Origin of the sequence: Microbacterium hominis (assembly GCF_013282805.1) — a bacterium.
GTDB lineage: Bacteria > Actinomycetota > Actinomycetes > Actinomycetales > Microbacteriaceae > Microbacterium > Microbacterium hominis_B.
On sequence record NZ_CP054038.1, the window covers coordinates 1,750,555 to 1,775,532 of the forward strand.

The 24,978-nt window shown below is 70.8% G+C and carries 25 protein-coding genes; 21 read left to right on the plus strand and 4 right to left on the minus strand.

All coding sequences use genetic code 11. From position 1 onward, the window contains the following. The first annotated feature begins 349 nt into the window (after positions 1 to 349). From pyk to treZ, 4 genes are all read left to right on the plus strand, one after another. Complete coding sequence (gene pyk / locus HQM25_RS07785) at positions 350 to 1,780, plus strand: pyruvate kinase (RefSeq protein WP_172989719.1); 1,431 nt, start codon at positions 350 to 352, stop codon at positions 1,778 to 1,780. A gap of 63 nt (positions 1,781 to 1,843) precedes the next feature. Beyond that, complete coding sequence (glgX, locus tag HQM25_RS07790) at positions 1,844 to 4,054, plus strand: glycogen debranching protein GlgX (protein ID WP_172989720.1); 2,211 nt, start codon at positions 1,844 to 1,846, stop codon at positions 4,052 to 4,054. Further along, on the plus strand, positions 4,051 to 6,435 hold the full coding sequence (gene treY, locus HQM25_RS07795) for a malto-oligosyltrehalose synthase (RefSeq protein WP_172989721.1): 2,385 nt from the start codon (positions 4,051 to 4,053) through the stop codon (positions 6,433 to 6,435). The genes glgX and treY overlap by 4 nt, the downstream gene beginning before the upstream one ends. Continuing rightward, on the plus strand, positions 6,432 to 8,174 hold the full coding sequence (gene treZ / locus HQM25_RS07800; RefSeq protein WP_172989722.1) for a malto-oligosyltrehalose trehalohydrolase: 1,743 nt from the start codon (positions 6,432 to 6,434) through the stop codon (positions 8,172 to 8,174). Before treY ends, treZ begins: the two co-directional genes overlap by 4 nt. Before the next feature lie 10 nt (positions 8,175 to 8,184). Here the strand turns inward: treZ and map are convergent, their stop codons facing one another. Further along, a complete protein-coding gene (map, locus tag HQM25_RS07805; RefSeq protein ID WP_172989723.1) occupies positions 8,185 to 8,967 on the minus strand; it encodes a type I methionyl aminopeptidase in 783 nt (260 codons plus the stop codon). Between the two features lie 137 nt (positions 8,968 to 9,104). On the opposite strand from map, the gene HQM25_RS07810 reads away from it, so the two are divergent. The 4 genes from HQM25_RS07810 to HQM25_RS07825 all read left to right on the plus strand — a co-directional run bounded on the left by HQM25_RS07810 (position 9,105) and on the right by HQM25_RS07825 (position 11,718). Next, entirely contained in the window at positions 9,105 to 9,608 is a 504-nt protein-coding gene (locus HQM25_RS07810) for an MFS transporter permease (protein WP_172989724.1), read from the plus strand. Positions 9,609 to 9,774: 166 nt separating this feature from the next. Beyond that, entirely contained in the window at positions 9,775 to 10,122 is a 348-nt protein-coding gene (gene rplS, locus HQM25_RS07815; RefSeq protein ID WP_172989725.1) for a 50S ribosomal protein L19, read from the plus strand. Positions 10,123 to 10,285: 163 nt separating this feature from the next. Further along, positions 10,286 to 11,062 carry a signal peptidase I gene (lepB, locus tag HQM25_RS07820; RefSeq protein ID WP_172989726.1) on the plus strand — a complete coding sequence of 259 codons (777 nt, stop codon included), beginning with the start codon at positions 10,286 to 10,288 and terminating at the stop codon, positions 11,060 to 11,062. Continuing rightward, positions 11,059 to 11,718: a ribonuclease HII gene (locus HQM25_RS07825; RefSeq protein ID WP_172989727.1), complete on the plus strand. Its 660-nt coding sequence runs from the start codon at positions 11,059 to 11,061 to the stop codon at positions 11,716 to 11,718. Before lepB ends, HQM25_RS07825 begins: the two co-directional genes overlap by 4 nt. A gap of 22 nt (positions 11,719 to 11,740) precedes the next feature. On the opposite strand, the gene HQM25_RS07830 is transcribed toward HQM25_RS07825, so the two are convergent. Then, the gene (locus HQM25_RS07830) at positions 11,741 to 12,064 is read right to left on the minus strand and encodes a DUF2469 family protein (protein ID WP_172989728.1); all 324 of its coding nucleotides are present in this window, start codon (positions 12,062 to 12,064) and stop codon (positions 11,741 to 11,743) included. A gap of 145 nt (positions 12,065 to 12,209) precedes the next feature. Here HQM25_RS07830 and HQM25_RS07835 point away from each other — a divergent pair, with 145 nt between their 5' ends. Genes HQM25_RS07835 through HQM25_RS07850 form a run of 4 tightly spaced genes read left to right on the plus strand, consistent with a single transcriptional unit; the run spans position 12,210 to position 16,276 of the window. Next, positions 12,210 to 12,578 carry a YraN family protein gene (locus tag HQM25_RS07835; RefSeq protein WP_172989729.1) on the plus strand — a complete coding sequence of 123 codons (369 nt, stop codon included), beginning with the start codon at positions 12,210 to 12,212 and terminating at the stop codon, positions 12,576 to 12,578. Beyond that, the gene (locus tag HQM25_RS07840) at positions 12,575 to 14,098 is read left to right on the plus strand and encodes a YifB family Mg chelatase-like AAA ATPase (protein WP_172989730.1); all 1,524 of its coding nucleotides are present in this window, start codon (positions 12,575 to 12,577) and stop codon (positions 14,096 to 14,098) included. Before HQM25_RS07835 ends, HQM25_RS07840 begins: the two co-directional genes overlap by 4 nt. Beyond that, positions 14,095 to 15,315: a DNA-processing protein DprA gene (gene dprA, locus HQM25_RS07845; protein WP_172989731.1), complete on the plus strand. Its 1,221-nt coding sequence runs from the start codon at positions 14,095 to 14,097 to the stop codon at positions 15,313 to 15,315. Before HQM25_RS07840 ends, dprA begins: the two co-directional genes overlap by 4 nt. A gap of 58 nt (positions 15,316 to 15,373) precedes the next feature. Beyond that, entirely contained in the window at positions 15,374 to 16,276 is a 903-nt protein-coding gene (locus tag HQM25_RS07850; RefSeq protein ID WP_172989732.1) for a tyrosine recombinase XerC, read from the plus strand. Positions 16,277 to 16,331: 55 nt separating this feature from the next. Here HQM25_RS07850 and HQM25_RS07855 read toward each other — a convergent pair whose 3' ends face one another. Continuing rightward, positions 16,332 to 16,892 carry a murein hydrolase activator EnvC family protein gene (locus HQM25_RS07855; protein WP_254359616.1) on the minus strand — a complete coding sequence of 187 codons (561 nt, stop codon included), beginning with the start codon at positions 16,890 to 16,892 and terminating at the stop codon, positions 16,332 to 16,334. A 335-nt stretch (positions 16,893 to 17,227) separates the two neighbouring features. Between HQM25_RS07855 and rpsB the strand changes: the two genes are divergently transcribed. The 9 genes from rpsB (at position 17,228) to HQM25_RS07900 (ending at position 23,896) form a co-directional block, all read left to right on the plus strand. Then, positions 17,228 to 18,127 (plus strand): 30S ribosomal protein S2, encoded by a 900-nt coding sequence (gene rpsB, locus HQM25_RS07860; protein WP_172989733.1) that lies wholly within the window; start codon positions 17,228 to 17,230, stop codon positions 18,125 to 18,127. Positions 18,128 to 18,221: 94 nt separating this feature from the next. Next, entirely contained in the window at positions 18,222 to 19,049 is an 828-nt protein-coding gene (gene tsf / locus HQM25_RS07865) for a translation elongation factor Ts (RefSeq protein ID WP_172989734.1), read from the plus strand. Between the two features lie 83 nt (positions 19,050 to 19,132). After that, positions 19,133 to 19,852 (plus strand): UMP kinase, encoded by a 720-nt coding sequence (gene pyrH / locus HQM25_RS07870; RefSeq protein ID WP_172989735.1) that lies wholly within the window; start codon positions 19,133 to 19,135, stop codon positions 19,850 to 19,852. Positions 19,853 to 19,903: 51 nt separating this feature from the next. Then, positions 19,904 to 20,458 (plus strand): ribosome recycling factor, encoded by a 555-nt coding sequence (frr, locus tag HQM25_RS07875; protein WP_172989736.1) that lies wholly within the window; start codon positions 19,904 to 19,906, stop codon positions 20,456 to 20,458. Positions 20,459 to 20,464: 6 nt separating this feature from the next. Continuing rightward, positions 20,465 to 21,523: a phosphatidate cytidylyltransferase gene (locus tag HQM25_RS07880; RefSeq protein WP_172989737.1), complete on the plus strand. Its 1,059-nt coding sequence runs from the start codon at positions 20,465 to 20,467 to the stop codon at positions 21,521 to 21,523. After that, on the plus strand, positions 21,520 to 22,086 hold the full coding sequence (locus tag HQM25_RS07885; RefSeq protein ID WP_172989738.1) for a DivIVA domain-containing protein: 567 nt from the start codon (positions 21,520 to 21,522) through the stop codon (positions 22,084 to 22,086). The genes HQM25_RS07880 and HQM25_RS07885 overlap by 4 nt, the downstream gene beginning before the upstream one ends. 51 nt (positions 22,087 to 22,137) lie before the next feature. Beyond that, entirely contained in the window at positions 22,138 to 22,878 is a 741-nt protein-coding gene (locus HQM25_RS07890) for a lytic transglycosylase domain-containing protein (RefSeq protein WP_438803629.1), read from the plus strand. A gap of 3 nt (positions 22,879 to 22,881) precedes the next feature. After that, complete coding sequence (locus HQM25_RS07895; protein WP_172989739.1) at positions 22,882 to 23,166, plus strand: hypothetical protein; 285 nt, start codon at positions 22,882 to 22,884, stop codon at positions 23,164 to 23,166. Position 23,167: 1 nt separating this feature from the next. After that, a complete protein-coding gene (locus HQM25_RS07900; protein ID WP_172989740.1) occupies positions 23,168 to 23,896 on the plus strand; it encodes an alpha/beta hydrolase in 729 nt (242 codons plus the stop codon). A 6-nt stretch (positions 23,897 to 23,902) separates the two neighbouring features. On the opposite strand, the gene HQM25_RS07905 is transcribed toward HQM25_RS07900, so the two are convergent. Then, a complete protein-coding gene (locus tag HQM25_RS07905; RefSeq protein WP_172989741.1) occupies positions 23,903 to 24,973 on the minus strand; it encodes an AI-2E family transporter in 1,071 nt (356 codons plus the stop codon). Positions 24,974 to 24,978: the final 5 nt, after the last annotated feature.

Sequence of the window (24,978 nt, forward strand, 5' to 3'; positions counted from 1 at the left end):
CGTTGTTGCGCGGGCGTCAGCGGATTGTTTCGGGATGTTGACGGATGCACCGCGATTGCTTCCCGGTGCGGGGATGGCTGCCTCCGACATGACGTCTCCTGATCGACGGACGAGCGGTGATGATCCGACGGTAGGAGCGGGGTGTTCCAGAGAGGGTCCGGGGCGGTTACCCCGAGCGAACGTTTCTCTCACACCGACGCGGTCGGAGATGTGAGGTCGTGCGCCGAGGGCCCGGCTCTGCCAGGCTGGGGCGCAGGTGCGCGACACCGATCCGTTACGCGCGGGAAACCGCGCGGATGCGTCTTCGGGCCAGAGTGGTGCAAGCACCTGCGAAAGGAAGATGCCGAATATGCGCCGAGCGAAGATCGTCGCCACCCTGGGGCCGGCCACCGATACGTACGATGTCGTGGAGTCGCTGGTGCGGGCGGGTCTGGATGTGGCCCGCATCAACCGCAGCCACGGCGACTTCGAGGAGCACGAGCGGGCCGTGTCGCACGTGCGGCGCGCGAGCGAGGCGACCGGGCGCGCGGTCGGCGTCCTCGTCGATCTGCAGGGGCCGAAGATCCGGCTGGCGCGATTCACCGACGGACCGCACCTGCTCGAACCCGGCGACGTGTTCACCATCACCACCGAGGATGTCCCCGGCACCAAGGAGATCGTCGGCACGACCTACCCCGACCTCGCGCGCGATGTGAGCGCCGGGGATGCGCTGCTGATCGACGACGGGAAGGTGCGCCTGCGAGTGCTCGAGACCGATGGCGTCCGGGTGCGCACGGAGGTCGTCGTCGGCGGTCCTGTCTCCAACAACAAGGGCATCAATCTCCCCGGCGTCGCCGTGACGGCGGCGGCGATGAGCGAGAAGGACGAGTCCGACCTCCGCTGGGCCCTGCGCGTCGGTGCCGACCTCGTCGCGCTGTCGTTCGTGCGCAGCCCCAAGGATGTGCACCGGGCGCGGGTGATCATGGCCGAGGAAGGGCGGGATGTCCCGCTCATCGCGAAGATCGAGAAGCCCGAGGCGGTGGACCACCTGCAGGAGATCATCGACGCCTTCGACGGTGTGATGGTCGCGCGCGGCGACCTCGGGGTCGAGCTCCCGCTCGAGTCGGTGCCGATCGTGCAGAAGCGCGCGATCGAGCTCGCCCGCCGATGGGCCAAGCCCGTGATCGTCGCCACCCAGATGCTCGAATCCATGATCGCCAACCCGGTGCCCACGCGCGCAGAGACCTCCGACGTCGCCAACGCGGTGCTCGACGGGGCGGATGCCGTGATGCTGTCGGGCGAGACGAGCGTGGGGGCGCACCCCGCGATCGTCGTGGAGACGATGGCCCGCATCGTGGCATCCACCGAGGAGCAGGGGCTGGCCCGCATCCCCGAGCTGGGCACCAAGCCTCGCACGCAGGGCGGCGCCCTCACCCTCGCCGCGGTGAGCATCGCGGAGTTCGTCGACGCGAAGTACGTGTGCGTGTTCAGCCAGTCGGGCGACTCCGCCCGGCGGATGTCGCGTCTGCGCCATCCCGTGCCGATCATCTCCTTCACCGACCTGGCGGGGACACGCTCGCGCAACGCCCTGATCTGGGGCGTGCAGACGATGCTGGTGCCGCGCGGACAGTCCACCGATGAGCTCATGACGATCCTCGACGATGCGCTTCTCGGCGGCGGGTACGCCCGCGAAGGCGACCGCGTCGTGATGACCGCCGGCGCGCCTCCCGGGATCGCCGGATCGACGAACAACGTGCGCGTGCACGTCGTCGGCGCGGGGGCGGACGAGGTTCTGGGCTGACACCGCCCGCGCGCGGCCGGGCATCCGACCGGTCGGCAGGTGGGGGCGTCGAGGGGAGTGCATGTGGAGTCATGGCCGGGATCGAGCTACCCGCTCGGGGCGACGTTCGACGGGAACGGCACGAACTTCGCGCTGTTCAGCGAGGGAGCCGAGCGCGTGCAGCTGTGCCTGTTCGGCGACCGGGGCAAGGAGCGGCGCATCGACCTCGTCGAGGTCGACGCGTTCGTGTGGCACGCCTATCTTCCGAACGTGCTGCCGGGGCAGCGGTACGGCTACCGTGTGCACGGCCCGTACGCTCCGCGTGAGGGCCAGCGGTTCAACCCGAACAAGCTCCTGCTCGACCCGTACGCCAAGGCCGTCGAAGGGCAGGTCGACTGGGGGCAGTCGGTGTTCGGCTACGACTTCGGCGCACCCGACTCCCGCAACGACCTCGACTCCGCGGCGGCCATGATGAAGGGCGTCGTCATCAACCCGTACTTCGACTGGGCAGGCGACCGTCAGCCGAAGACGCCGCTGTCGGAGACGCTCATCTACGAGGCCCACGTGAAGGGGCTGACGGCTCGGCATCCCGCCATCCCACCCGAGATCCGAGGCACCTACAGTGCGATCGCCCATCCGGTGGTCATCGAGCACCTGAAGACCCTGGGCGTGACGGCGATCGAGCTCATGCCGGTGCACCAGTTCGTGAACGATTCCGTCCTGCAGGACAAGGGTCTGTCCAACTACTGGGGTTACAACACCGTGGCCTTCCTCGCCCCGCAGAACACGTACTCCTCGGCGGGCGACCGCGGCCACCAGGTGCAGGAGTTCAAGGGGATGGTGCGCGCACTGCACGCGGCGGGGATCGAGGTGATCCTCGACGTGGTCTACAACCACACGGCGGAAGGGAACCACCTCGGGCCGATGCTGTCGCTGCGCGGCATCGACAACGCCGCGTACTACCGGCTCGAGGACAAGGACCGGCGGTACTACACCGACTACACCGGCACCGGGAACAGCCTCAACGTCGGCAATCCCCATGCGCTGCAGCTGATCATGGACTCTCTGAGGTACTGGGTGCTCGAGATGCACGTGGACGGGTTCCGGTTCGACCTGGCCGCGGCGCTCGCCCGGGAGTTCTACGACGTCGATCGCCTGGCGGCGTTCTTCGAGCTCGTGCAGCAGGACCCCGTGGTCTCGCAGGTCAAGCTCATCGCGGAGCCGTGGGATGTCGGGCCCGGCGGATACCAGGTGGGCAACTTCCCCCCGCAGTGGACCGAGTGGAACGGCAAGTACCGCGACACCGTGCGCGATTTCTGGCGTGGCGAGCCGCAGGCGCTCGGCGAGTTCGCCTCCCGCCTCACCGGCTCGGCCGACCTCTACGAGCACTCGGGACGGCGGCCCGTGGCATCCATCAACTTCGTCACCGCCCACGACGGGTTCACCCTGCGCGACCTCGTGTCGTACGAACGCAAGCACAACGACGGCAACGGCGAAGGCGGGCGCGACGGCGCCGACGACAACCGTTCGCGCAACTACGGGGTCGAAGGTCCCACGCGCGACCCGGAGATCCTCACGATCCGCGCGCGGCAGCAGCGCAACTTCATCGCGACGCTGCTGCTCTCGCAGGGTGTGCCGATGCTCTCGCACGGTGACGAGCTCGGCCGCACCCAGCGCGGGAACAACAACGGCTACGCCCAGGACAACGAGATCACCTGGATCGACTGGGAGGCCGCCGACCTGCCGCTGGTCGAGTTCACGGCCGCTCTTGCGCGCCTGCGCCGCGATCACCCCACCTTCCGCCGGCGCCGCTTCTTCGACGGGCGGCCCGTCATCGACGACGAAGGGGAGCGGTTCCGCGATATCGCGTGGCTGCGGCCGGACGGATCACTCATGCGCCCCGCCGACTGGGACTCCGGCTTCGGACGTGCGATCGGCGTCTTCCTCAACGGCAACGGCATCCGCGAGCGCGACCGACGCGGCGGCGAGATCGTCGACAAGCACTTCATCATCCTGTTCAACGCGGGGGACGAGGAGGTCGGCTTCCATCTCCCCGACGTGCGGGTGAGCCCCCACTGGGACGTGCTCGTCGACACCGCCGGGGTGCGGGCCGGGCTCGAGCCCGTCGAGCCGGGGGAGACCGTCGCCCTCGCGGCGAAGGCCGTGATGGTCCTGCGCGAGCACGGCGAGGATGACGGCGAGGTCGACCACTCGGTCGCGGCGTCGATCGCCGCCCACACGGGGGTCATCGACGAGGTCCCGTCGGCGGCCCCGCACGGCGAGGTTCGTCGATGAGCGGGGCGCGACCGTCGTCGACCTATCGTCTGCAGATCCGTCGCGCTTTCGACCTCGACGACGCCGCGGCGATCACCGGCTACCTGCGCGACCTGGGCGTCGGATGGGTGTACCTCTCGCCGCTGCTGCAGGCGACCTCCGGAAGCGACCACGGTTACGACGTGGTCGATCCCACCAGAGTGGATCCCGAACGCGGCGGTGCCGACGGCCTCGCGCGGTTCGCCGCGGCGGCGCGGACCGCGGGCCTCGGCATCCTCGTGGACATCGTCCCCAACCACATGGGCGTGTCCGTGCCGAGGGAGAACGCCTGGTGGTGGGACGTGCTGCGGAAGGGCCGCGCGTCGACCTACGCACCGTTCTTCGACATCGACTGGGATGCCGGGGACGGGCGGGTCCTGCTGCCGGTGCTGGGCGGAGAGCTCGGCGAGGTCCTCGCCGACGTGCGGGTCGATCCGGCGTCGGCGACCGCGGACGGCGGCGGCGGCGGCGTGGTGCGCTACTTCGACCACGTCTTCCCCCTGGCCCGCGGCACCGTCCCGGACGGCGCGGATCTCGCCGATCCGGCCACCGTGCGGGCCGTGCTGGAACGCCAGCATTACGAGCTGGCGTCCTGGAGGCGCGAGTCCGCGGAGCTGAACTATCGCCGGTTCTTCGGCGTCTCCACCCTCGCCGCCGTGCGCGTCGAGCTGCCCGAGGTCTTCGACGCCACGCACGGAGAGATCGTGCGGTGGATCCGCGAGGGGCTCGCTGACGGCCTGCGCGTGGATCACCCCGACGGGCTGGCCGACCCCACGGGCTACCTCGAAAGCCTCGCGGAGGCCACCGACAGCGCCTACGTGCTGGTCGAGAAGATCCTCGAGCACAGCGCGACCGACCACCCCGAGGCGCTCCCCGCGTGGTGGGAGACGGACGGGACGACCGGCTACGACGCCATGGCCGAGGTGGACCGCGTGCTCGTCGACCCGGCCGGCGAGGCGGCGCTCACCGCGCTGGATGCCCGGCTGCGCAGCGCGGACGGCTTGCCGCCGGCGTCGTCGTGGCCCGAGCTCATCCACGGCACGAAGCGTCACATCGCCGACACCATCCAGGCGGCCGAGGTCGCCCGCCTGGTGCGCACGCTCCCGTCGCCGGTGCCGGACGCCGCCGACGCGCTCGCCGAGATCCTCGCCGCCTTCCCGGTCTACCGTTCGTACCTCCCGGCCGGGCGCGAGCATCTCGCGCACGCGTGCGCGGTCGCCGCGGCACGCCGCCCCGACCTGGCCGGTGCGATCACCGCGCTGGAGCCGATGCTGGCCGACCCGCGGAACGAGGTCGCACGCCGGTTCCCGCAGACCACCGGACCGGTGATGGCCAAGGGGGTCGAGGACACCGCGTTCTACCGGTGGTCGACGCTCGGGACGCTCACCGAGGTCGGCGGCGACCCGTCCGTGTTCGCCCTCGACGTCGACGGCTTCCACCTCGCCCAGCAGCGCCGGCAGGCGGCGTGGCCGGCCGCGATGACGTCGCGCTCGACGCACGACACCAAGCGGGGCGAGGATGTGCGCGCACGGATCACCGTGCTCGCCGAGATGCCCGATCGCTGGGCGGGGTTCCTCGACGAGGTGCGCTCGCGGGCCTCCACCGGGCACGGCCCCTTCGACGCCCTTCTGTGGCAGGCGATCATCGGCTCCTGGCCCGCCTCGCGGGAGCGCCTGCACGCCTACGCCGAGAAGGCGGCGCGCGAGGCGGGCGAGCGCACGACGTGGTGGGACCCGGATGCCGGGTTCGAGACGCGCATGCACGATCTCGTCGACGCCGCATTCGACGACGCGGCCCTCGCCGCAGCGGTCGCCGACATCGTGGCGGAGGTCGCACCGCCCGGCTGGTCCAACGGGCTGTCGGCCAAGCTGCTCCAGCTCGCGGGGCCGGGGATCCCCGACGTCTACCAGGGCTCGGAGCTGTGGGAGACCTCGCTCGTCGACCCGGACAACCGTCGCCCCGTGGATTTCACCGCGCTCCGGGAGACGCTGACGCGAGTGGATGCCGGCGAACGGCCGTCCATCGATGCCACGGGTGCCGCGAAGCTGCTGGTCGTCGCGCGCACCCTGCGCCTGCGCCGTCGGCGTCCGGAGCTGTTCACGCGTCACACCCCGATGACGGTGACCGGGGATGCCGCCGGCCACGCCGTCGCCTTCGACCGTGGCGGGGCGCTGGCGGTCGCCACGCGGCTGCCGGTCGGCCTCGCGCGTCGGGGCGGCTGGGGAGACGCCGAGCTGCTGCGGCATCGGGGCGCGACCGTCGATGCGCTCAGCGGTCGCCGACACGAAGGGTCGAGACTGCAGCTGGCCGACGTGCTCGCGGAGTATCCGGTCGCGCTGCTGGTCCCCGAGGAGGACGCATGATCGAGGTGTGGGCGCCGCGCGCCGAGCGGGTCCGGCTTCATCGACCGGGTCACGCGGAGGTCGATCTGGTTCCGGGCGGCGAGCCGGGATGGTGGGTCGGCGCGGTGTCGCTCGTCGACGGCGACGAGTACGGATTCCTGCTGGGCGACGCCGCCGCGGCGCCGGAAGAGGTGCGGGCCGACCCGCGCTCGCGGCGCCAGCCCCGCGGGGTGCACGACCTGTCGGCCTGGTTCGATCCGGACGCGTTCGTGTGGTCGGATGCCGCCTGGACCGGCCGACAGCTCGCCGGCGGCCTCGTCTACGAGCTGCACATCGGCACGTTCACGCCCGAGGGGACCCTCGACGCCGCGATCGGCCGGCTCGATCACCTGGTTCGGCTCGGCGTCACCCATGTCGAGCTGCTCCCGGTGAACGCCGTCAACGGCACGTGGAACTGGGGGTACGACGGTGTGCTCTGGTACGCCGTGCACGAGCCCTACGGCGGTCCCCGCGCGTACCAGCGATTCGTGGATGCCGCCCACGCGGCCGGCCTGGCGGTCATCCAGGACGTCGTCTACAACCACCTCGGGCCCAGCGGCAACCACCTTCCGGAGTTCGGCCCCTACCTGCGCGACGCCGAGCGCAACACGTGGGGCGACTCCGTCGACCTCGACCAGTCCGCCGTGCGCGCGTACATCGTCGAGAACGCGCTGATGTGGCTTCGCGACTACCACGTGGACGGCCTGCGACTGGACGCGGTGCACGCCCTGAAGGACTCGTCCGCCGTGCACATCCTGCAGGAGCTCGCGATCGCCGCCGACGCGCTCTCGGCGCACGTCGGCCGCCCGCTCAGCCTCATCGCGGAGTCGGACATGAACGACCCGCGACTCATCCTCCCGCGGGAAGCGGGCGGCTACGGGCTCACCGCGCAGTGGAGCGACGACTGGCACCACGCCATCCATGTCGCGCTGACCGGCGAGACCGCGGGCTATTACGCGGACTTCGCCGCGGAATCGGCCGTGCCCAAGACCTGGACGCGGGGATTCTTCCACGACGGCACGCACTCCTCGTTCCGCGGGCGCGACCACGGGCATCCCCTCCCGCCGGAGGTGGCGTCCTGGCGCCTGGTCACCTTCGCCCAGGACCACGATCAGATCGGGAACCGCGCGGCCGGGGATCGACTGACGCAGACGCTGTCTCCGGCACGCCTGGCCGTGGCGGCCGTGCTGACCCTCACCGCGCCCGGCACGCCCATGCTGTTCATGGGTGAGGAGTGGGGGGCGTCGACGCCGTGGCCCTTCTTCACATCGCACCCGGAGGAATGGTTGGGAGAGGCGGTGCGCCGAGGACGTCGGGAGGAGTTCGCGCGCATGGGCTGGGACGAGTCCGTGGTCCCCGACCCGCAGGACCCCGCGACGTTCGCCGCGGCGAAGCTCGACTGGGACGAGCTCGCCGAGCCGGCCCACGCCCGGCTCCTCGAGCTGTACCGCGAGCTCATGCGCCTGCGGCGCACGCGGCCCGAGCTGACCGATCCCTCCCTGGCCTCGCTATCGGCCGAAGTCGACGGCGACCTCCCCGACCGACGCGCCTTCCGGCTCGGGCGCGGGCCGCTGGACGTGCTGGTGAACCTCGGATCGGAAGACGCGGAGTTCGGCGACGTCGCCGAAGTGCTGCTGGCGACATCCGACGACGTGCCGGTGCACGCCGGGGCGGTGTCGCTGCCGTCGGATGCCGCGGCAATCGTGGTCCGCCGCGGCTGAGGGCGACGGGTCAGGCCACCCCGAGGAAGCCGCGATCGGTCAGGACGATCGGGCCGTCCGCGGTGATCGCGACGGTGTGCTCCGAGTGCGCGCCGCGGGAGCCGTCTGCGCTGCGCAGCGTCCAGCCGTCGGGGTCGGTGATGAGCTCGTCGGTGGTCTGCAGGAACCAGGGCTCCAGTGCCACGACCAGGCCCGCCCGCAGTGGATAGCCGCGGCCGGCTTTCCCGTCGTTGGGCACGTGCGGATCACCGTGCATGATGCGTCCCACGCCGTGGCCGCCGAAGTCGGTGTTGATCTCGTACCCGTCGGCGCGGGCGATCTGCGAGATCGCGTGGGAGATGTCCCCGATGCGGTGGTCCACCGTCGCGGCCGCGATCGCGGCATCCAGCGCACGCTCCGTGGTGTCGATGAGGGCGAGGTCCTCGTCGCGCGGCGTACCCACGACGAAGGAGACGGCCGAGTCGGCCACCCAGCCGTCGACCGAGACCGCGAAGTCGAGCGAGACCAGGTCGCCGTCCTTGAGCGTGTAGTCGTGGGGGAGCCCGTGCAGCACGGCGTCGTTGATCGAGGTGCAGATCACCTTGCCGAACGGACTCGCGCCGAAGGAGGGGTGGTAGTCGATGTAGCAGGACGTCGCCCCCGCCCGCCGGATGAGCTCGTGCGCGCGACGGTCGATGGTCAGCAGGTTCGTGCCGACCTTGGTCTCCTCCCTCAGGGTCGCGAGCGTCTCGGCGACGAAGCGGCCGGCGGGGCGCATCGCCTCGATCTCGGCGGGAGTGCGCAGTTCGATCATCCGGGGGAGTCCTTTCGTCGTCATCCATTGTGACGGAAGGGACGGCCCGGTCGCCCCCGCGACGCGTCGCTCTGCAGTGGCTGTGAGCCCGGGAACCGCCGCCCCACGGCGCGCGCGGTCGGCGTAGCATCGGTGGCATGTGGCTCCGACGCGCATTCTTCGCCTGGCTCGTTCCCGCGGCTTTCCTGCTGCCGGTCTGGCTTCTGGTCGGATGGGGCGTGTTCAACGCCGGCGGCTGGGCGTTCCTGTGGGTGCTGTTCCTCGCGATCCCCGGTGTCTTCATCTGGCAGCTGATCCTCACCTTCCTGGTCCGTGCCCGCGGCACGGTCCGCGCCCACCGTGCCGTGTCGTGGTGGGACATCGCCGGGTTCACCGTCTGGCATGGCCTGGTCATCGCGCTCGGGTTCTTCAACCCCGAGTGGTGGGCACCCGTGCTGGTGCTCGCCCTCCTCGCGGGCGTGGGCATGCTGTGGCTCGAGCTGTGGCAGCTGTGGAGCGAGGCGAAGCCGACGCGCACGGTGCTGCGCACAGCCGAGGGCGTCGCCTACATCCCTCCGACGGCGGAGGAAGGGCCGGAGGCCACCGCCTCTGCGCACGAGGTCTTCGTCGTCACGGAGAAGGAGCGGCGCCCCCGCGCCTGACGGTTTGGCCGGGCACGGCATCCATGGCAGAATGGTTGTTTGTGCCCTGAAGGACTCTGCCTCAGGGGAGCAGTCGTGCGGCCACGCGCCGGCGACGTCGGGCACACGACTTCCTTTCCGAATTCTTCCCGCGGTCGACCTGTGGCGGCCGCAGAGAGAGACGATCATGCAGATCCTCGACGCCGTCGACGCGGCTTCGCTCCGCTCCGACATCCCCGCATTCAACGCCGGCGACACCGTCAAGGTGCACGTCAACATCACCGAGGGCAACCGCTCGCGTATCCAGGTCTTCCAGGGCGTCGTCATCGGCCGCTCGGGCGACGGTGTGCGCGAGACGTTCACGGTTCGCAAGATCAGCTTCCAGGTGGGCGTCGAGCGCACCTTCCCGGTGCACTCCCCGGTGATCGACCACATCGAGGTCGTCACCCGCGGTGACGTGCGTCGCGCGAAGCTGTACTACCTGCGCAACCTCCGCGGCAAGAAGGCCAAGATCAAGGAGAAGCGCGAGAACTGACGCGCCTCATCCTCGACGCAGCCCCGGACCGATGGTCCGGGGCTGCGTCGCGTGCGGGGCGCGACCGGGCGCGGGCATCCGCCCGGCGCGGATCCGTCCGCGGATGTGGGAACCTTGATGGGCAGGCGGTCCGATTCCCGGCTCGCCTCGGTGAAGGACTCTGATGACGACCGAGAAGGCTTCCCCGGCGGCCCCCGCCCCCTCGGCGGCGGATTCCGCGGGCACCGCGGGACGGCGTCGACGCGGGGCGCTGACGTTCCTGCGCGACGTGCTGGTGATCGTGCTCATCGCGGTGCTGGTGTCGTTCCTGGTCAAGACGTTCCTCGTACGGTCGTTCTACATCCCCTCCGGATCGATGAAGGACACCCTGCAGATCGACGATCGGATCCTGGTCGATGAGATCACGCCGGTCTTCAGCGAATACTCCCGCGGCGACGTCGTCGTCTTCCGTGACCCGGGCGGGTGGCTGCCCGTCTCGATCGCGCCCGCGCGCCCCGGCATCGTGGAGGCGGTGGACTGGGCGCTCGCCCTCGTGGGGCTGTCAGCGCCCGATTCCGACGACCATCTCGTCAAGCGCGTCATCGGGCTGCCCGGCGATCACGTCGTGTGCTGCAACACGCTCGGACAGATCACCGTGAACGGGGCGGCGATCGACGAGTCGGAATATGTGCGCCTGCCCACACCCGATGCCGACGCCTCGGGTGACCCGTTCGATGTCGTGGTGCCGGCCGACAGCCTCTGGGTCCTGGGGGACAACCGCTATCAGTCGAAGGACTCGCGGTACAACACCGATCAGCCCGGCCGGGGCTTCGTCCCGGTGGAGAACGTCGTCGGGCGCGCGTTCCTCATCACGTGGCCGTTCGATCGGTTCGGTCTGCTCGCCGACCAGGGCGACGAGTTCGCCGCTGTGCCGGATGCGGAGGAGGCCCCCGCGCCGTGACGGTCGTCGAGCCTCGTCTGACCCTGGAGCGCCGGCTGCTCAAGGAGCACGCTCTCGTGATCGCGTGCGACGAGGTGGGGCGCGGTGCGCTTGCCGGGCCCGTCGCCGTCGGCGCCGCCGTCATCGATGCGCCGCGATCGCGCAAGCGCGTCCCGCTCGGGCTGCGCGATTCCAAACTCGTGCCCGAAGCCCGCCGGCCCGACGTCGCCGGACGTGCCTCGGCATGGGCGGCTGCCAGCGCCGTCGGCTGGGCGAGCGCGACGGAGATCGATGAAGTCGGCATCATGCGGGCGCTCGGCCTCGCGGCGCTTCGGGCGATCGGCGACCTTCGCGCACACGGGGTGATCGCCGAGGAGGCCGTCGTCATCCTCGACGGCAACTACGACTACATCACCCCCGCCGGAGGCGGCGGGCTGACGGTGCGCCCCGTGATCAAGGCGGATCGGGACTGCGCGAGCGTGGCGGCGGCCTCCGTCATCGCCAAGGTGGCCCGCGACACGCTCATGACACAGCTGCACGAAGACCTGCCCGCGTACCGCTGGGCGCGCAACAAGGGGTACGCGAGTCCCGACCATCGTGCCGCGATCAGCGAGCACGGGCTCAGCGCCCATCATCGGGCGTCGTGGGCGATCGCCGACGCGCCGACGCTCTTCTAGAGCGTTCGCGTCCTCGTTCGATTCAGCTGTCGAGCGAGAGCTCCTCGGGCAGCTGGAAGTCACGGCGCGTGAGCTCCTCGACGTTGACGTCCTTGAAGGTCAGCACGCGGACCGCCTTGACGAAGCGGTCGGCCCGGTAGATGTCCCACACCCACACGTCGGTCATCGAGATCTCGAAGTAGAAGTCGTGCTCCGTGTCGCGGCGGACGACGTTCACCTCGTTCGCGAGGTAGAAGCGCCGCTCCGTCTCGATGACGTACTGGAACTGTCCCACCACGTCTCGATACTCGCGGTACAGCGCGAGCTCGAGCTCGCGGTCGTAGTCTTCGAACACCTCGTCGTCCATGGTGGTTCCACTCTAGATCGCCCGGAGCCGCGCCGACGACGCCAGGCGTCACATCCTTGCCTCCCCAGACCGGGGTGAGGGGAGTTCTGTCCTCAGCGTCCCGGTTTCGGCACGGGCCGCATCCCCGCGCGGCCAGCATGGCGGGATGGCAGACAAAGACGCCCTGGGCAGAGCGGGCGAGGATCGGGCGGCGCGGCACATGGAGGCGGCGGGCTACACGGTGCTCGCCCGCAACTGGCGGTGCCGAGAGGGCGAGATCGACCTGGTGGTCGCGAGTGCCTCGGAGCTCGTCGTGGTCGAGGTCAAGACCCGCCGCGGCGTCGGGTACGGGCATCCTCTCCTCGCCGTCGACACCCGCAAGCGGCGGCGGATGTGGCGGGTGGCGATGGCGTGGATCGCCGATCATCCGAGCCATGCCCAGGGGCGCCGGCTGCGGCTGGACGCCGTCGGCATCGTCGGACCCGATCCGCGATCCGGTGCGCTGGAGCACCTGTGCGACCTGGATCTGATGTGACGGCGCGCACCTGGGCCGTCGCCTTGACGGGGGCGGTGGGCGAGCTGGTCGAGGTCGAGGCTGACCAGTCCAACCAGACGCCCGAGTTCAAGATCATCGGCCTCGCCGACAAGGCGCTGGCAGAGTCCGCGAGCCGCGTGCACAACGCCTGCGTCAACAGCGGCCTGGAGCTGCCGCGGCGCAGGCTCACCGTCAACCTGTCGCCCGCGAATCTCCCCAAGCATGGCTCGGGCTTCGATCTCGCGGTGGCGCTCGCGTCGCTCGCGACCGGAATCGCCTTCGACGCGGCCTCGCTGGCCGCGACGGTGCATGTGGGCGAGCTCGGCCTCGACGGGAGGCTGCGGCCGGTGCCCGGCGTGCTGCCGGCCGCCGTCGCGGCTGCGCGCGCGGGATTCACCCGGATCGTCGTGCCGGCGGCCAACGCCGCCGAAGCGGCGCTCGTGCGCGGGCTGGAGGTCACTGGAGCGGTGTGCCTGGCCGAGGTGGCGCGCCTCCACGGTGTGGACATCGAGGTTCCGGCGCAGGAGCCGGTGACGCTGGAGGATGCGGCGGACGACGACGATCCCCGCTTCGAACTCAGCGATGTGATCGGCCAGCGAGAGGCTGTCGAGGCGCTCGTGGTGGCCGCCGCCGGCGGCCACCACATGTCGATGTGCGGACCTCCCGGCGCCGGCAAGACGATGCTCGCCCGACGGCTTCCGGGCATCCTGCCCGATCTCGATGAACATGCGGCGCTGGCCGTGGCCTCCATCCGGTCGCTGGCGGGCCGTCGCGTCTCGAGCCTCACACGTGTGCCGCCCTTCGAGGCGCCGCACCACAGCGCGAGTGTGGCGGCGCTCGTCGGCGGAGGATCGAGAGTGCTGCGACCGGGCGCGATCGCCCGCGCATCGGAGGGCGTGCTCTTCCTCGACGAAGCGGGGGAGTTCGCCGCGAGCGCCCTCGATGCGCTGCGTCAGCCGCTGGAGACGGGGACCATCACGATCCACCGGTCCGGCGCCGTCGCCGAGTTCCCCGCGCGATGCCAGCTGATCCTCGCGACCAACCCCTGCCCGTGCGGGGAGTACGGCCTGCGCGGCGGGCGGTGCGAGTGCGCGCCGGCGGCGATCCGCCGCTACCGCGGTCGCCTGTCGGGACCGCTGATGGATCGCATCGACATCGACCTCACGCTCTCGCGCGTCGTGCACGTCGACGCGGTCGGCGGCGCGGGGCCGCTCAGCACGGCGGCCGCCCGCGCACAGGTGGCGGCGGCGCGGGAACGGGCTGCGCGTCGGCTGTCATCGACTCCGTGGCGGCACAACGCCCAGGTGGCGGGGGCCTGGCTGCGCGAGGGCCCCCATGCGCCGCGGCCGATCGTGCGCCGCGCGCTGGATGCCGCCCTGCAGCGCGGCGCCATCACCCTCCGAGGCTTCGATCGCGTGCTGCGGGTCGCGTGGACGATCGCCGACCTCGACGGTGCCCCCGCGCTCGAGCCCGCGCACATCGGGCGGGCGCTCTTCCTGAAGAAGGGACTGCTGGCATGACCTCCCTCACCCTCACCGCCCAGGCGGCACGCCGTGCGCTCGAGGGCGTGATCCCACCCGGCTTGGACGACGAGGCGACGCTCGAGCGATTCGCGCGCGCCGTGTGGTCGTCGCTGGCCGAGCCCGGCGACGCGGTCGCCGGCGCGCTCGTCGCCGCTCTCGGGGCCGTCGGCGCGCTGCGGGGGCTCACCGGCGAGCACCTGCTCCCGGCGCCCTCGGGCATCGAGGGGCTCGACGCCGGACTCTCGCGCTGGATGCCGCGCCTCGCCGCTGAGCCGGTGGAGGCGTCGTTGGCGTCCGCGCGTCGATCCGGAGTGCGTCTGGTGACCCCGGGCGACGCCGAGTGGCCGGAGGGCCTGGACGATCTGGGCGTTCACGCTCCCCTCGCCCTCTGGGCGCGCGGGGATGCCCAGGTGCTGTGCCGCCGGCCATCGACCGTCGCGATCGTCGGTGCCCGCGCATCGACCGCGTACGGTGATCAGGTCGCGGTGGAGCTCGCGGGCGAGCTCGCCGCGGACGGAGTGCTGATCGTGTCCGGCGGTGCGTACGGCATCGACGGCGCCGCACATCGCGCCGCACTCGGCAGCGGAGGCTCGACTGTCGCGTTCCTCGCGGGCGGAGTGGATCGTCCGTACCCCTCCGGGAACACGCACCTGCTGGAGCGCGTCGCAGGGCACGGGGCGCTGGTGGCGGAGCTGCCGTGCGGTGCGGCGCCGACGAAGTGGCGCTTCCTCCAGCGCAATCGTCTCATCGCAGCGTTCGCCCAGGCCACGGTGGTGGTCGAAGCGGGTTGGCGCAGCGGGTCGCTGAACACCGCCGGCCATGCCGCGCAGCTCTCCCGGGGGCTCGGGGCGGTGCCCGGACCGATCACGAGCGCCACATCGGCGGGCACGCATCGGCTGCTGCGAGAGTACGGCGCCGCCTGCATCACCGGCGCCGCCGACGTGCGGGAGCTCCTCGGCGTGCGCGTGGGCGCACCGGAGGCCGCCGATCCCGGCGAGAGGACGGCGGATCCGGAGCGGGGCCGCACCGACGACGCGACGCGCGTGCGCGACGCGCTGAGCGTGCGCACCCCGCGCAGCGTCGAAGAGCTCGCTCGGAGAAGCGGCATGTCGTACGACGGAGTGAGCGCCGTGCTCGGACTGCTCGCGCTGGACGGTTCCGCCCGGAGGCGGCCCGAGGGGTGGATGCGCGCGCCGTCGTCACCGACCCGCTGAGGGCGACGACTCGGAGGGTCGGAGCCCTCGATCGCGCAGCGGCGGGCATGCTGGTGCCATGCGCCTGTCCGCAGCGATCGAGCGATACGCGGGCGACCTCACCTCCGTGCGTCGCCTCGCGCCGGCGACGGTGCGCGCCTATCGGTCCGATCTGAGCGACCTGGTGAGGTCGGTCGGCGAGCGCGACGTCGAAGACGTGTCCTTGGACGACCTCCGCGACTGGCTCTGGGGGGCGGCCAAGCGCGGAGACGAGCGATCGACGTTGGCGCGGCGGTCGGCCTCGATCCGCGGGTTCTTCCGTTGGGCGCTCGAGGAGGAGATCATCGCGCACGATCCGAGTCTTCGCCTGGTCGCGCCCAAGCGCGGACGCTCCCTGCCGACCGTCGCTCCCGCCGAGGCGCTGGCGCTCGCCCTCGAAGAGATGGCGGCGACCGCCGCGGAGGGCGACCCGATCGCCCTGCGCGACCACGCCGCCATCGAACTGCTCTACGGCAGCGGCATCCGCGTCTCGGAGCTGTGCGGTCTGGACGTCGGCGACATCGATCACGAGCGGCGGACCCTGCGGGTCGTGGGAAAGGGGTCCAAGGAGCGCGTGGTGCCGTTCGGGGCGCCCGCAGCGCGTGCGCTGGACGCCTACCTCGTGCGGGCGCGCCCGGTGCTGTGCGCCCGCAGCGAGCAGGAGGGCCGAGAGGCACTCCTGCTCGGGGCTCGTGGGCGACGGTGGGGCGTGCGCGCGGTCTACGAGCTGGCAGCGCGCACCCTCGCACCGATCGTCGGGGAGCGGGCGGGGCCTCACGCGCTGCGCCATTCCGCCGCCACGCACCTGCTCGATGGCGGCGCCGACCTCCGCGCGGTGCAGGAGATCCTCGGGCACGCGAGCCTGGGCACCACGCAGATCTACACCCACGTCTCCAGCGAACGCCTCGCCGCGGCCTACCGCCTGGCCCATCCGCGGGCCTGAACCCAGGGGCGTGTGGGCGTGAGCACCTCGGCGTGCGCGTGTTCGGACTGTCGGCTCAGCGCTCGGTCGGCTCGCAGCAGGGGAGGAGCACGGCCCGTGGAACGGCGCCCAGCAGGATCAGCGGGTTGATGTACTCGCCGTGCAGGCGCACCCCGATGTGGAGGGACCCCTCTTCGACGTGGCCGCCCGCGCTCACCACGCCGACCGGCGCGCCCGCGGCGACGAGCTCGCCGACCGCGAGGCCGGGGGTGATCGGCTCCAACGTCGTGACCAGTCCGCCGCCGTGGTCGATGGTCACGAGCGAGCGGTCGGCGACCGGCCCGGCGAAGGCGATCACGCCTGCTGCGGGCGCGGTCACCCGCGTGGAACCCACGGGGCGCACATCCACGCCCCGGTGCCCGGCGCCGTAGCGGTCGGGTGGGGCGACGTAGGGCCGTTCCAGCCGGAACGCGTCGAGAGGCCACTGCCACAGCGGAGAGACCGCCACCCGGCCTTCGCGCCCGACCGCGCCGGCGGCCGATGCGGACAGCGCGACGAGAAGGGCTGCGGCCAGGACGGCGCACATGGCGCCGCGGCGACGCGAGGTCGGGGGAACGGTGGATCGGTCGATCGCCATCGATCCATCGTGGGGGGCGCGGGGCCCGTGGCGCCCGCACACGGGCGGGATGGGGACAGCCTCCCGCCCGTGTGCGACTGGGGAGGAGCAGGCGTCGACTGCTACACTGTTACGGCACCTCGCTGGTCGAGGTGACTCCGCGTGCCCAGAGCGCCCCCGGTTCATCCGGCCCCGCAAGGGGGAGAGGCGCGGCATCCACTCCCAACGGTCCCCCGGACGGCAGCAGCCGGCCGCGGGCGGGTGTGAGCCGGGCACCAGGCACGCCGGCCACCGGCCGGCGCGAGAACAACCGCAAACACCGTGCGCACGTGTGCGCCCAGAACAGGAGAACGGCCATGGCCGTCGTCACCATTCGCCAGCTGCTCGACAGCGGCGTCCACTTCGGACACCAGACCCGCCGCTGGAACCCGAAAGTCAAGCGCTTCATCCTCACCGAGCGCAGCGGCATCCACATCATCGACCTGCAGCAGTCGCTGTCGTACATCGACAAGGCCTACGAGTTCGTGAAGGAGACTGTCGCCCACGGCGGCACCATCCTCTTCGTCGGCACCAAGAAGCAGGCCCAGGAGATCATCGCCGAGCAGGCCACGCGCGTCGGCCAGCCCTATGTGAACCAGCGCTGGCTCGGTGGCCTCCTCACCAACTTCCAGACGGTGTCCAAGCGCCTCGCCCGTATGAAGGAGCTCGAGGAGCTCGACTTCGAGAACCCGGCCTCGACCGGTCTCACCAAGAAGGAGCTCCTCCTCAAGAAGCGCGAGCTCGACAAGCTCCACAAGTCGCTCGGCGGCATCCGCAACCTGCAGAAGACCCCGTCGGCCATCTGGGTCGTCGACGCCAAGCGCGAGCACCTCGCCGTCAACGAGGCGTCCAAGCTCGGCATCCCCGTCATCGGCATCCTCGACACCAACGCGGACCCGGACGAGTTCCAGTACCCGATCCCCGGCAACGACGACGCGATCCGCTCGGTGAGCCTGCTCACGCGCATCATCGCCGACGCCGCCGCTGAGGGCCTCATCCAGCGCCACCAGCCCGCCGACGAGGCCGAGGCCGCAGAGCCGCTGGCCGAGTGGGAGCGCGAGCTGCTCGAGCAGGGCACCGCCGAGGCGCCCGCCGCCGATGAGGCGCCCGCCGCCGACGCTGAGGTCGCCGCCGAGGCAGAGGTCGCCGAAGAGGCGCCCGCCGAGGCCGAGGTCGCCGTCGAGGCCGAGGCTGCTCCCGCAGCCGACGCCGAGTAATCCGACCGGTCGAAGACTCCGTCCGCGAGGGATCGCCACCCGCGATCCCTTGCGGACACCCCTGAGAACTCATCACGACAAGGAGCCGCCACCCATGGCAAACTTCACGATCGCCGACATCAAGGCGCTGCGCGAGCAGCTCGGCACGGGAATGGTCGACACCAAGAAGGCGCTCGAGGAGGCCGACGGCGACCTCGAGAAGGCTGTTGAGATCCTGCGCCTGAAGGGCGCGAAGGGCAACGCCAAGCGCGCCGACCGCTCCACCAGCGAAGGACTCGTCGCGGCCAAGGAGGTCGACGGCAAGGTCACGATCCTCGAGCTCAACACCGAGACCGACTTCGTGGCGAAGAACGACCGCTTCATCGCGCTCGCCGACAAGGTCCTCGACGCCGCCGCGGCCGCCGCCGCGAACTCGGCCGAAGAGGCGCTCGCCGCCCCCGCCGGCGCGCAGACCGTCGCCGAGCTCATCTCGGACGAGGCCGCGATCATCGGCGAGAAGGTCGAGCTGCGTCGCGTGAGCACGCTGTCGGGCGACGCGTTCGAGATCTACCTGCACAAGACGAGCAAGGACCTCCCGCCGCAGGTCGGCGTGGTCCTCGCCTACTCGGGCGACGACGCCGAGACGGCGCGCAGCATCGCGCAGCACATCTCGTTCGCCAACCCGTCGTACCTCACGCGCGACGAGGTCCCCGAGGCCGAGGTCGAGAAGGAGCGCGAGATCGTCACGGAGATCTCCCGCAACGAGGGCAAGCCCGAGGCCGCCCTGCCGAAGATCGTCGAGGGCCGTGTCAACGCGTTCTTCAAGCAGGTCTCCCTGCTCGACCAGGACTACGCCAAGGACAACAAGGTGTCGGTGGCCAAGGTCGCCGCGGACGCCGGTCTGACCCTCACGGGCTTCGCCCGCTTCAAGGTCGGCGCGTAACACTCCGAGAGAGCCCGCATCGGAATCCGGTGCGGGCTTTTCTCATGCCCTTCGGTAGTTTGTCGTCAACGAGAGGATTCCCCGTGATCACTGAAGCCACCGGACGCCGTCGCGTCCTTCTCAAGCTGTCCGGCGAGGCGTTCGGCGGGGGACAGCTGGGGGTCAATCCCGACGTCGTCGGCCAGATCGCCCGGGAGATCGCAGCAGCCGTCGACCGGGTCGAGATCGCCATCGTGGTCGGCGGCGGAAACTTCTTCCGCGGCGCCGAGCTCAGCCAGCGCGGCATGGACCGTGGCCGGGCCGACTACATGGGGATGCTCGGCACGGTGATGAACGCGCTCGCGCTGCAGGACTTCCTGGAGCAGGCCGGCGCCGCGACGCGCGTGCAGTCCGCCATCTCCATGACCCAGGTCGCCGAGCCGTATATCCCCCGGCGCGCCGAGCGCCACATGGAGAAGGGCCGCGTCGTGATCTTCGGCGCCGGCGCCGGGCTGCCGTACTTCTCGACCGACACGGTCGCCGCCCAGCGCGCCCTGGAGATCGATGCGCAGGAGGTCCTCGTGGCCAAGAACGGCGTCGACGGCGTGTACACCGCCGATCCCAAGAAGGATCCGGCTGCGACGAAGATCGATCGGATCACCTACCTCGACGCGCTCCAGCGGGGACTCAAGGTGGTCGACTCGACCGCCTTCAGCCTGTGCATGGACAACAGCATGGACATGCGGGTGTTCGGCATGGAGCCGGCCGGCAACGTCACCCGGGCCCTCCTGGGCGAGTCGATCGGCACGCTTGTCACGGCGTGACACCTCCGGCCCGACTAGACTGAGCAGGCCCCATTACGCGAAGGAGACACTGTGATCGCGGACGTCTTGGCCGATGCCGGAGCGCGCATGGACCGCGCCGTCGAGGCTGCGAAGGAGGACTTCGCGACCGTGCGCACCGGTCGGGCGAACCCTCAGCTGTTCCAGAAGGTGCTCGTCGACTACTACGGCAGCCCCACCCCGCTGGCGCAGCTGGCCTCGATCAACAACCCCGAGGCCCGCACCCTGATCGTCACGCCCTACGACAAGTCAGCGCTGAAGGCGATCGAGCAGGCCATCCGCGACATCCCGAACCTCGGTGCCAATCCCACCAACGACGGCAACCTCGTCCGCGTGACGATGCCCGAGCTGACCGAGGAGCGCCGCAAGGAGTATGTCAAGATCGTGCGCACCAAGGGTGAAGACGCGAAGGTGCACGTGCGCGGTCTGCGCCGCAAGGCCAAGGACGACCTCGACTCCCTCAAGAGCGAGATCGGCGAGGATGAGATCGCCCGCGGCGAGAAGGAACTCGACGCCCTCACGCGGTCGCACGTCGACGCGATCGACGACGCGCTCAAGCGCAAAGAGGCAGAGCTGCTCGAGGTCTGAGACGGGATGTCCGACGGATCCGGGGGGCAGTTCGACGACGAGGCCGCCGCGCAGCAGCGGCGGGCGCGTCGCGAAGGCGTCGACCTCGACGCGACCGATACCGGTGACCCGGGCGCCGCGTTCAAAGCACACGTGCGCGAGGCGCGCAGCGAGTTCGAGAGCCATGTCGCGCACGCGCGCGCGGAGTTCGAAGAGGCCAACGAGCGCATCAAGCAGCGCACAGGTCGCGACCTGATCGTCGCGAGCGCGATCGGCATCGGAATCGGCGCCGTGCTTCTGGCGTCGCTGCTGGTCGTCAAATGGGTGTTCATCGCCTTCGCTCTGGCGGCAGCCCTGCTCGGAGTGTTCGAGTTCGGCCGCGCGCTGATCGCCTCCGGCCGTCGGGTCGACCTCGTCGCGCAGATCGGCGCGGCGATCGCGCTGATCTTCTGCGCCGCGCTGCTGGACCCGTGGATGCTGTGGGTCACGCTGTTCGTCGCGATCGCCGTGGTGATCGTCTGGCGACTCGTCGGGCAGATGGTCGCCCGCGACGGCCGGGCCCACGGCGACGTGCTGTCGGATGTGCTCGCCGGCGGCCTCATCCAGCTCTACGTCGCGTTCCTCGCGGCGCTGTGCGTGGTGCTCCTGCGCCAGGAGCATGGCGAGTGGTGGGTACTGTCGTTCATCATCATCGCGGTCGCGGCCGACACCGGCGCCTATGCGGCGGGCCTCACGTTCGGACGCGGCGGCAAGCACCCCATGGCGCCGCGCATCAGCCCCAAGAAGACCTGGGAGGGCTTCGCGGGGGCCGCGGTCGTCGCTCTGCTGGCGGGCGTGCTGACCGGCATCTTCCTGCTGGGCATCCCGTGGTGGGCGGGCGTCGTGTTCGGCGCCGTCATCCTGGGAACGGCCACTGCCGGGGATCTGGGAGAATCGATGATCAAGCGCGACTTGGGCATCAAGGACATGAGCTCGTGGCTGCCCGGCCACGGCGGAGTGCTGGATCGGCTCGATTCGATCCTGCCGTCTGCGATGGCCGCGCTCGCGCTCTTCTACGTTCTCTCCCCCCTGGCAGTGAGTACATGACGATCGACACGACCGCCGAGAAGGCAGCGACATTCCCCGATGCGCGCGGACGCGCGAAGGGCTATGCGAAGGAGCCCGTCGACACGTTCCTCGCGCGGGCGCGCGCGGCGTTCGAGCACGGCGACGAGAGCCTCACGGCCGCGGATGTGCGCTCCGCGTCCTTCCCCCTCGTGCGCCGGGGCTACGCGATCGAGGCTGTGGACTCGGCGCTCGGACGGATCGAAGACGCCTTCGCCGCCCGGGAGCGCGAGGTCGCCGTCGCGTCCGGCCGGGCGCACGAGTGGGTCGGAGACACCCGCACGATGGCCCAGACCGTGCTCGATCGACTGACCAGGCCCAAGCGGCAGCGCTTCGACCGGGTCGGAATGCTGCGCTACGGGTACCGCATCGACGAAGTGGATCTGGTCTCCGACAAGATCGCGCGATGGCTGGAGGCCGGCGAGCCGGTGACGGTAGAGCAGGTTCGCGCTGTCGCCTTCCGGATGCAGCGGTCCGGCTACCGTGAGACGCAGGTGGATGCCGTGCTCGACGCCGTCGTCGAAGTGATGCTCGCTGTCCGGTGAGGCACCCCGGCGTGCGATGCGCTCGAGCGCGCCGGTAGACTTTCGATCACTGTGACTTCCGGCAACGAGATCCTCCCCTCACGGCGCTCCCGTCGGCAGCAGGCTGCTCGTGCCTCCGTGCTTCCGACGCTCCGCGCGCGCGGTGTGCCGTCGTCGGGGCGAACCGCTGCGCCCGCGCCGCGCTGGTCGCGCCGGCGCGGGGTCCTCGGCGTCTTCGCCGCATTCGCGGCCGTCGGGTTCGTCGCCGCTTACGTCGTGCCCGTGGGTGCCGCCGTGACGCAGGCCGCGGCCGACGAGGTCGCCCCGGTGTCGCTCTATGCCCACTCACTCGGCGACGTGCAGAGCCGCTCGGTGGCGGCCGAGGCCGAGGAGGCGCCGATCGATCTCGGCCGTGATGGCTACTCCGTGGCCGCCAAGCCCACGCCGACCCCCGCTCCGGTGGTGGCATCGACCGGCGGGGGCTGGAGTCCTCCGTTCGTGACCCCCGACCCCGGCACCGCCCAGGCGATCGCCTACGACATGGTCGCAGCGCGGGGCTGGGGCGACGGTGAGTTCGCATGCCTCGTCGCACTGTGGAACAAGGAGTCCGGCTGGCGGGTGAACGCCTACAACCCGTCCAGCGGCGCGTACGGCATCCCGCAGTCGCTTCCCGGCAGCAAGATGGCCAGCGCCGGTGCGGACTGGGAGACGAACCCCGCGACCCAGATCGCGTGGGGCCTCGGCTACATCCAGGGCCGCTACGGCGCCCCGTGCGGGGCATGGGGGCATTCGCAGGCCCACGGCTGGTACTGACCGATGCCGAGGTCGAACCGGCGTCGGCCGGATGTCTCGGGGGCCGGCTCGTTCGAGCGGATGCTCGCCGGCTGGAAGCGCTCGGAGACCCGTCGAGGGTCGCAGTGGACGGTGCAGCCGGTATCCGCGGCGCAGGCGATCAAGGAGTACCGCTGCCCGGGCTGCGGCGGCGCGATCGCCGAGGGCGTCGCTCACGTGGTCGTCTGGCGTGCTGACGGCGTTCTGGGCGACCAGGCCGATCTGGCCGCGCGCCGTCATTGGCACACCCACTGCTGGAGGATCGGCTGACATGGAGATTCGCGGACCGATGCAGCTGCCCGCCCGGCGGGAAGACATCGAACTGGAGACGCTGGACGGACTGACCCTCGTCGGCGAGATCGCCCTGCCGCTGGAGCGGATGCCGGTGGCCACGCTCGTCACCCTTCACCCCCTGCCGACGGCCGGCGGGTTCATGGACTCCCACATCCTGCGCAAGGCCGCAGGGCGCCTGCCCGCGCTCGCGGACCTCGCCGTGCTCCGCTTCAACACGCGGGGCACGACCTCGCCGCGCGGCACCAGTGAGGGAGCCTTCGACGGCGGACGGGCCGAGGCCTTCGACCTCGCCGCGGCCATGGACTTCGTGCGTGAGCGGGCTCTGCCGCGGCCGTGGCTGGTCGGCTGGTCGTTCGGCACCGAGCTGGCGCTGAAGTACGGGCGCGATCACGACATCGAGGGGATCATCCTGCTGTCGCCCCCGCTGCACCGGGCGACCGCTGAGGAGGTCGCGGCCTGGGCGGGCGACGGTCGCCGGGTGATCGTCCTCGTCCCCGAGTTCGACGACTACCTGCGCCCCGAGGCCGCAGCTGAGAGGTTCGCCGCCATCCCCGAAGCCGTGCTCATTCCCGTCGAGGGAGGCAAGCACCTGTGGGTGGGGGAGAATCAGACCCGCCGGGTGCTCACGGAGGTGGTCGCCGCCGTCAACCCCGACGCGCTCCCGCTTCCCACCGAATGGACCGGTCAGCCCGTCGCCGAGGCGTGAGGGACGTCAGCGTTCGTTCTGCCGCGGGATGACAACCTGACGGTAGATGATCAGGATGCTGGCCGCCACCGGGATGGCGATGAGCGCTCCCAGAAGGCCCAGCAGCGAACCGCCCGCGAGGGCGGCGATGACCACCACCGCGCCGGGCACCGACACGGCGCGGCTCATGATGCGCGGCGAGATCACGTACGCCTCTATCTGCATGTACACGAGGTAGTAGATCGCGGCGATCAGGGCGGTCGTCGGCGACCCGACCCCGGGGATGAGGCAGGTGAGCACGATGATGGTCGACCCGGTCAGGGTGCCGACGAGGGGAATCAGCGAGAAGAAGAAGGCGATGACCGCGAGCACGGCGGGGAAGGGGGCGTCGATGATCGACAGGAAGATCGCGCTCAGGACGCCGTTGATGATGCCCAGGCTTCCCTGGCCCATGACGTAGTAGCCGACCGAGTCGGTGATCTGCTCGCCGAGATCGACGAACCGCTCCCGCTTCGACGCCGGCACGAGCTGATACACCGCGCGCTTGAGGCTCGGGGTCGATGCGGTGAAGTAGATCGTGAGGATCAGCACGATGAAGGCGCCGGCCAGACCCGCCAGCAGTGTGCCGGCCGCCACGATCAGCCCGCCGCCGACCTGGCTGCCCACCTCGCCGAGATCGAGCGAGTCGAACCAGTCCTGCACGTACGTGAAGACGTCGTCGACGCGCAGCAGCGGAAAGGTCTCGGTCATCCATGCCCGCAGCTCCGCCACCGGGTCCCAGGTGCCGTCCTCGAGGAGCTCCTGCACCTGGGTGACGAGCTGGGTGACCTGGCCGACGATCACCGGCACGATCATCAGCACGATCCCCGTGAACGCGGCGAGGACCCCCAGGATCGTGACCAGCACCGCCGCCCACCGCGGCAGCCGGCGACGCTCGAGCCAGCCCACGATCGGGTCGAGGCCGAGGGAGAGGAACAGGGCGGTGCCGACGTAGAGCAGGATCGTGGAGAGCGTCTGGATGCTGCCGATGAGGAGAAGACCGAGGCCGACGCCCAGTGTGGCGACGAAAGCGACACGGAACGGATTGTGGATCTTCACGCGGT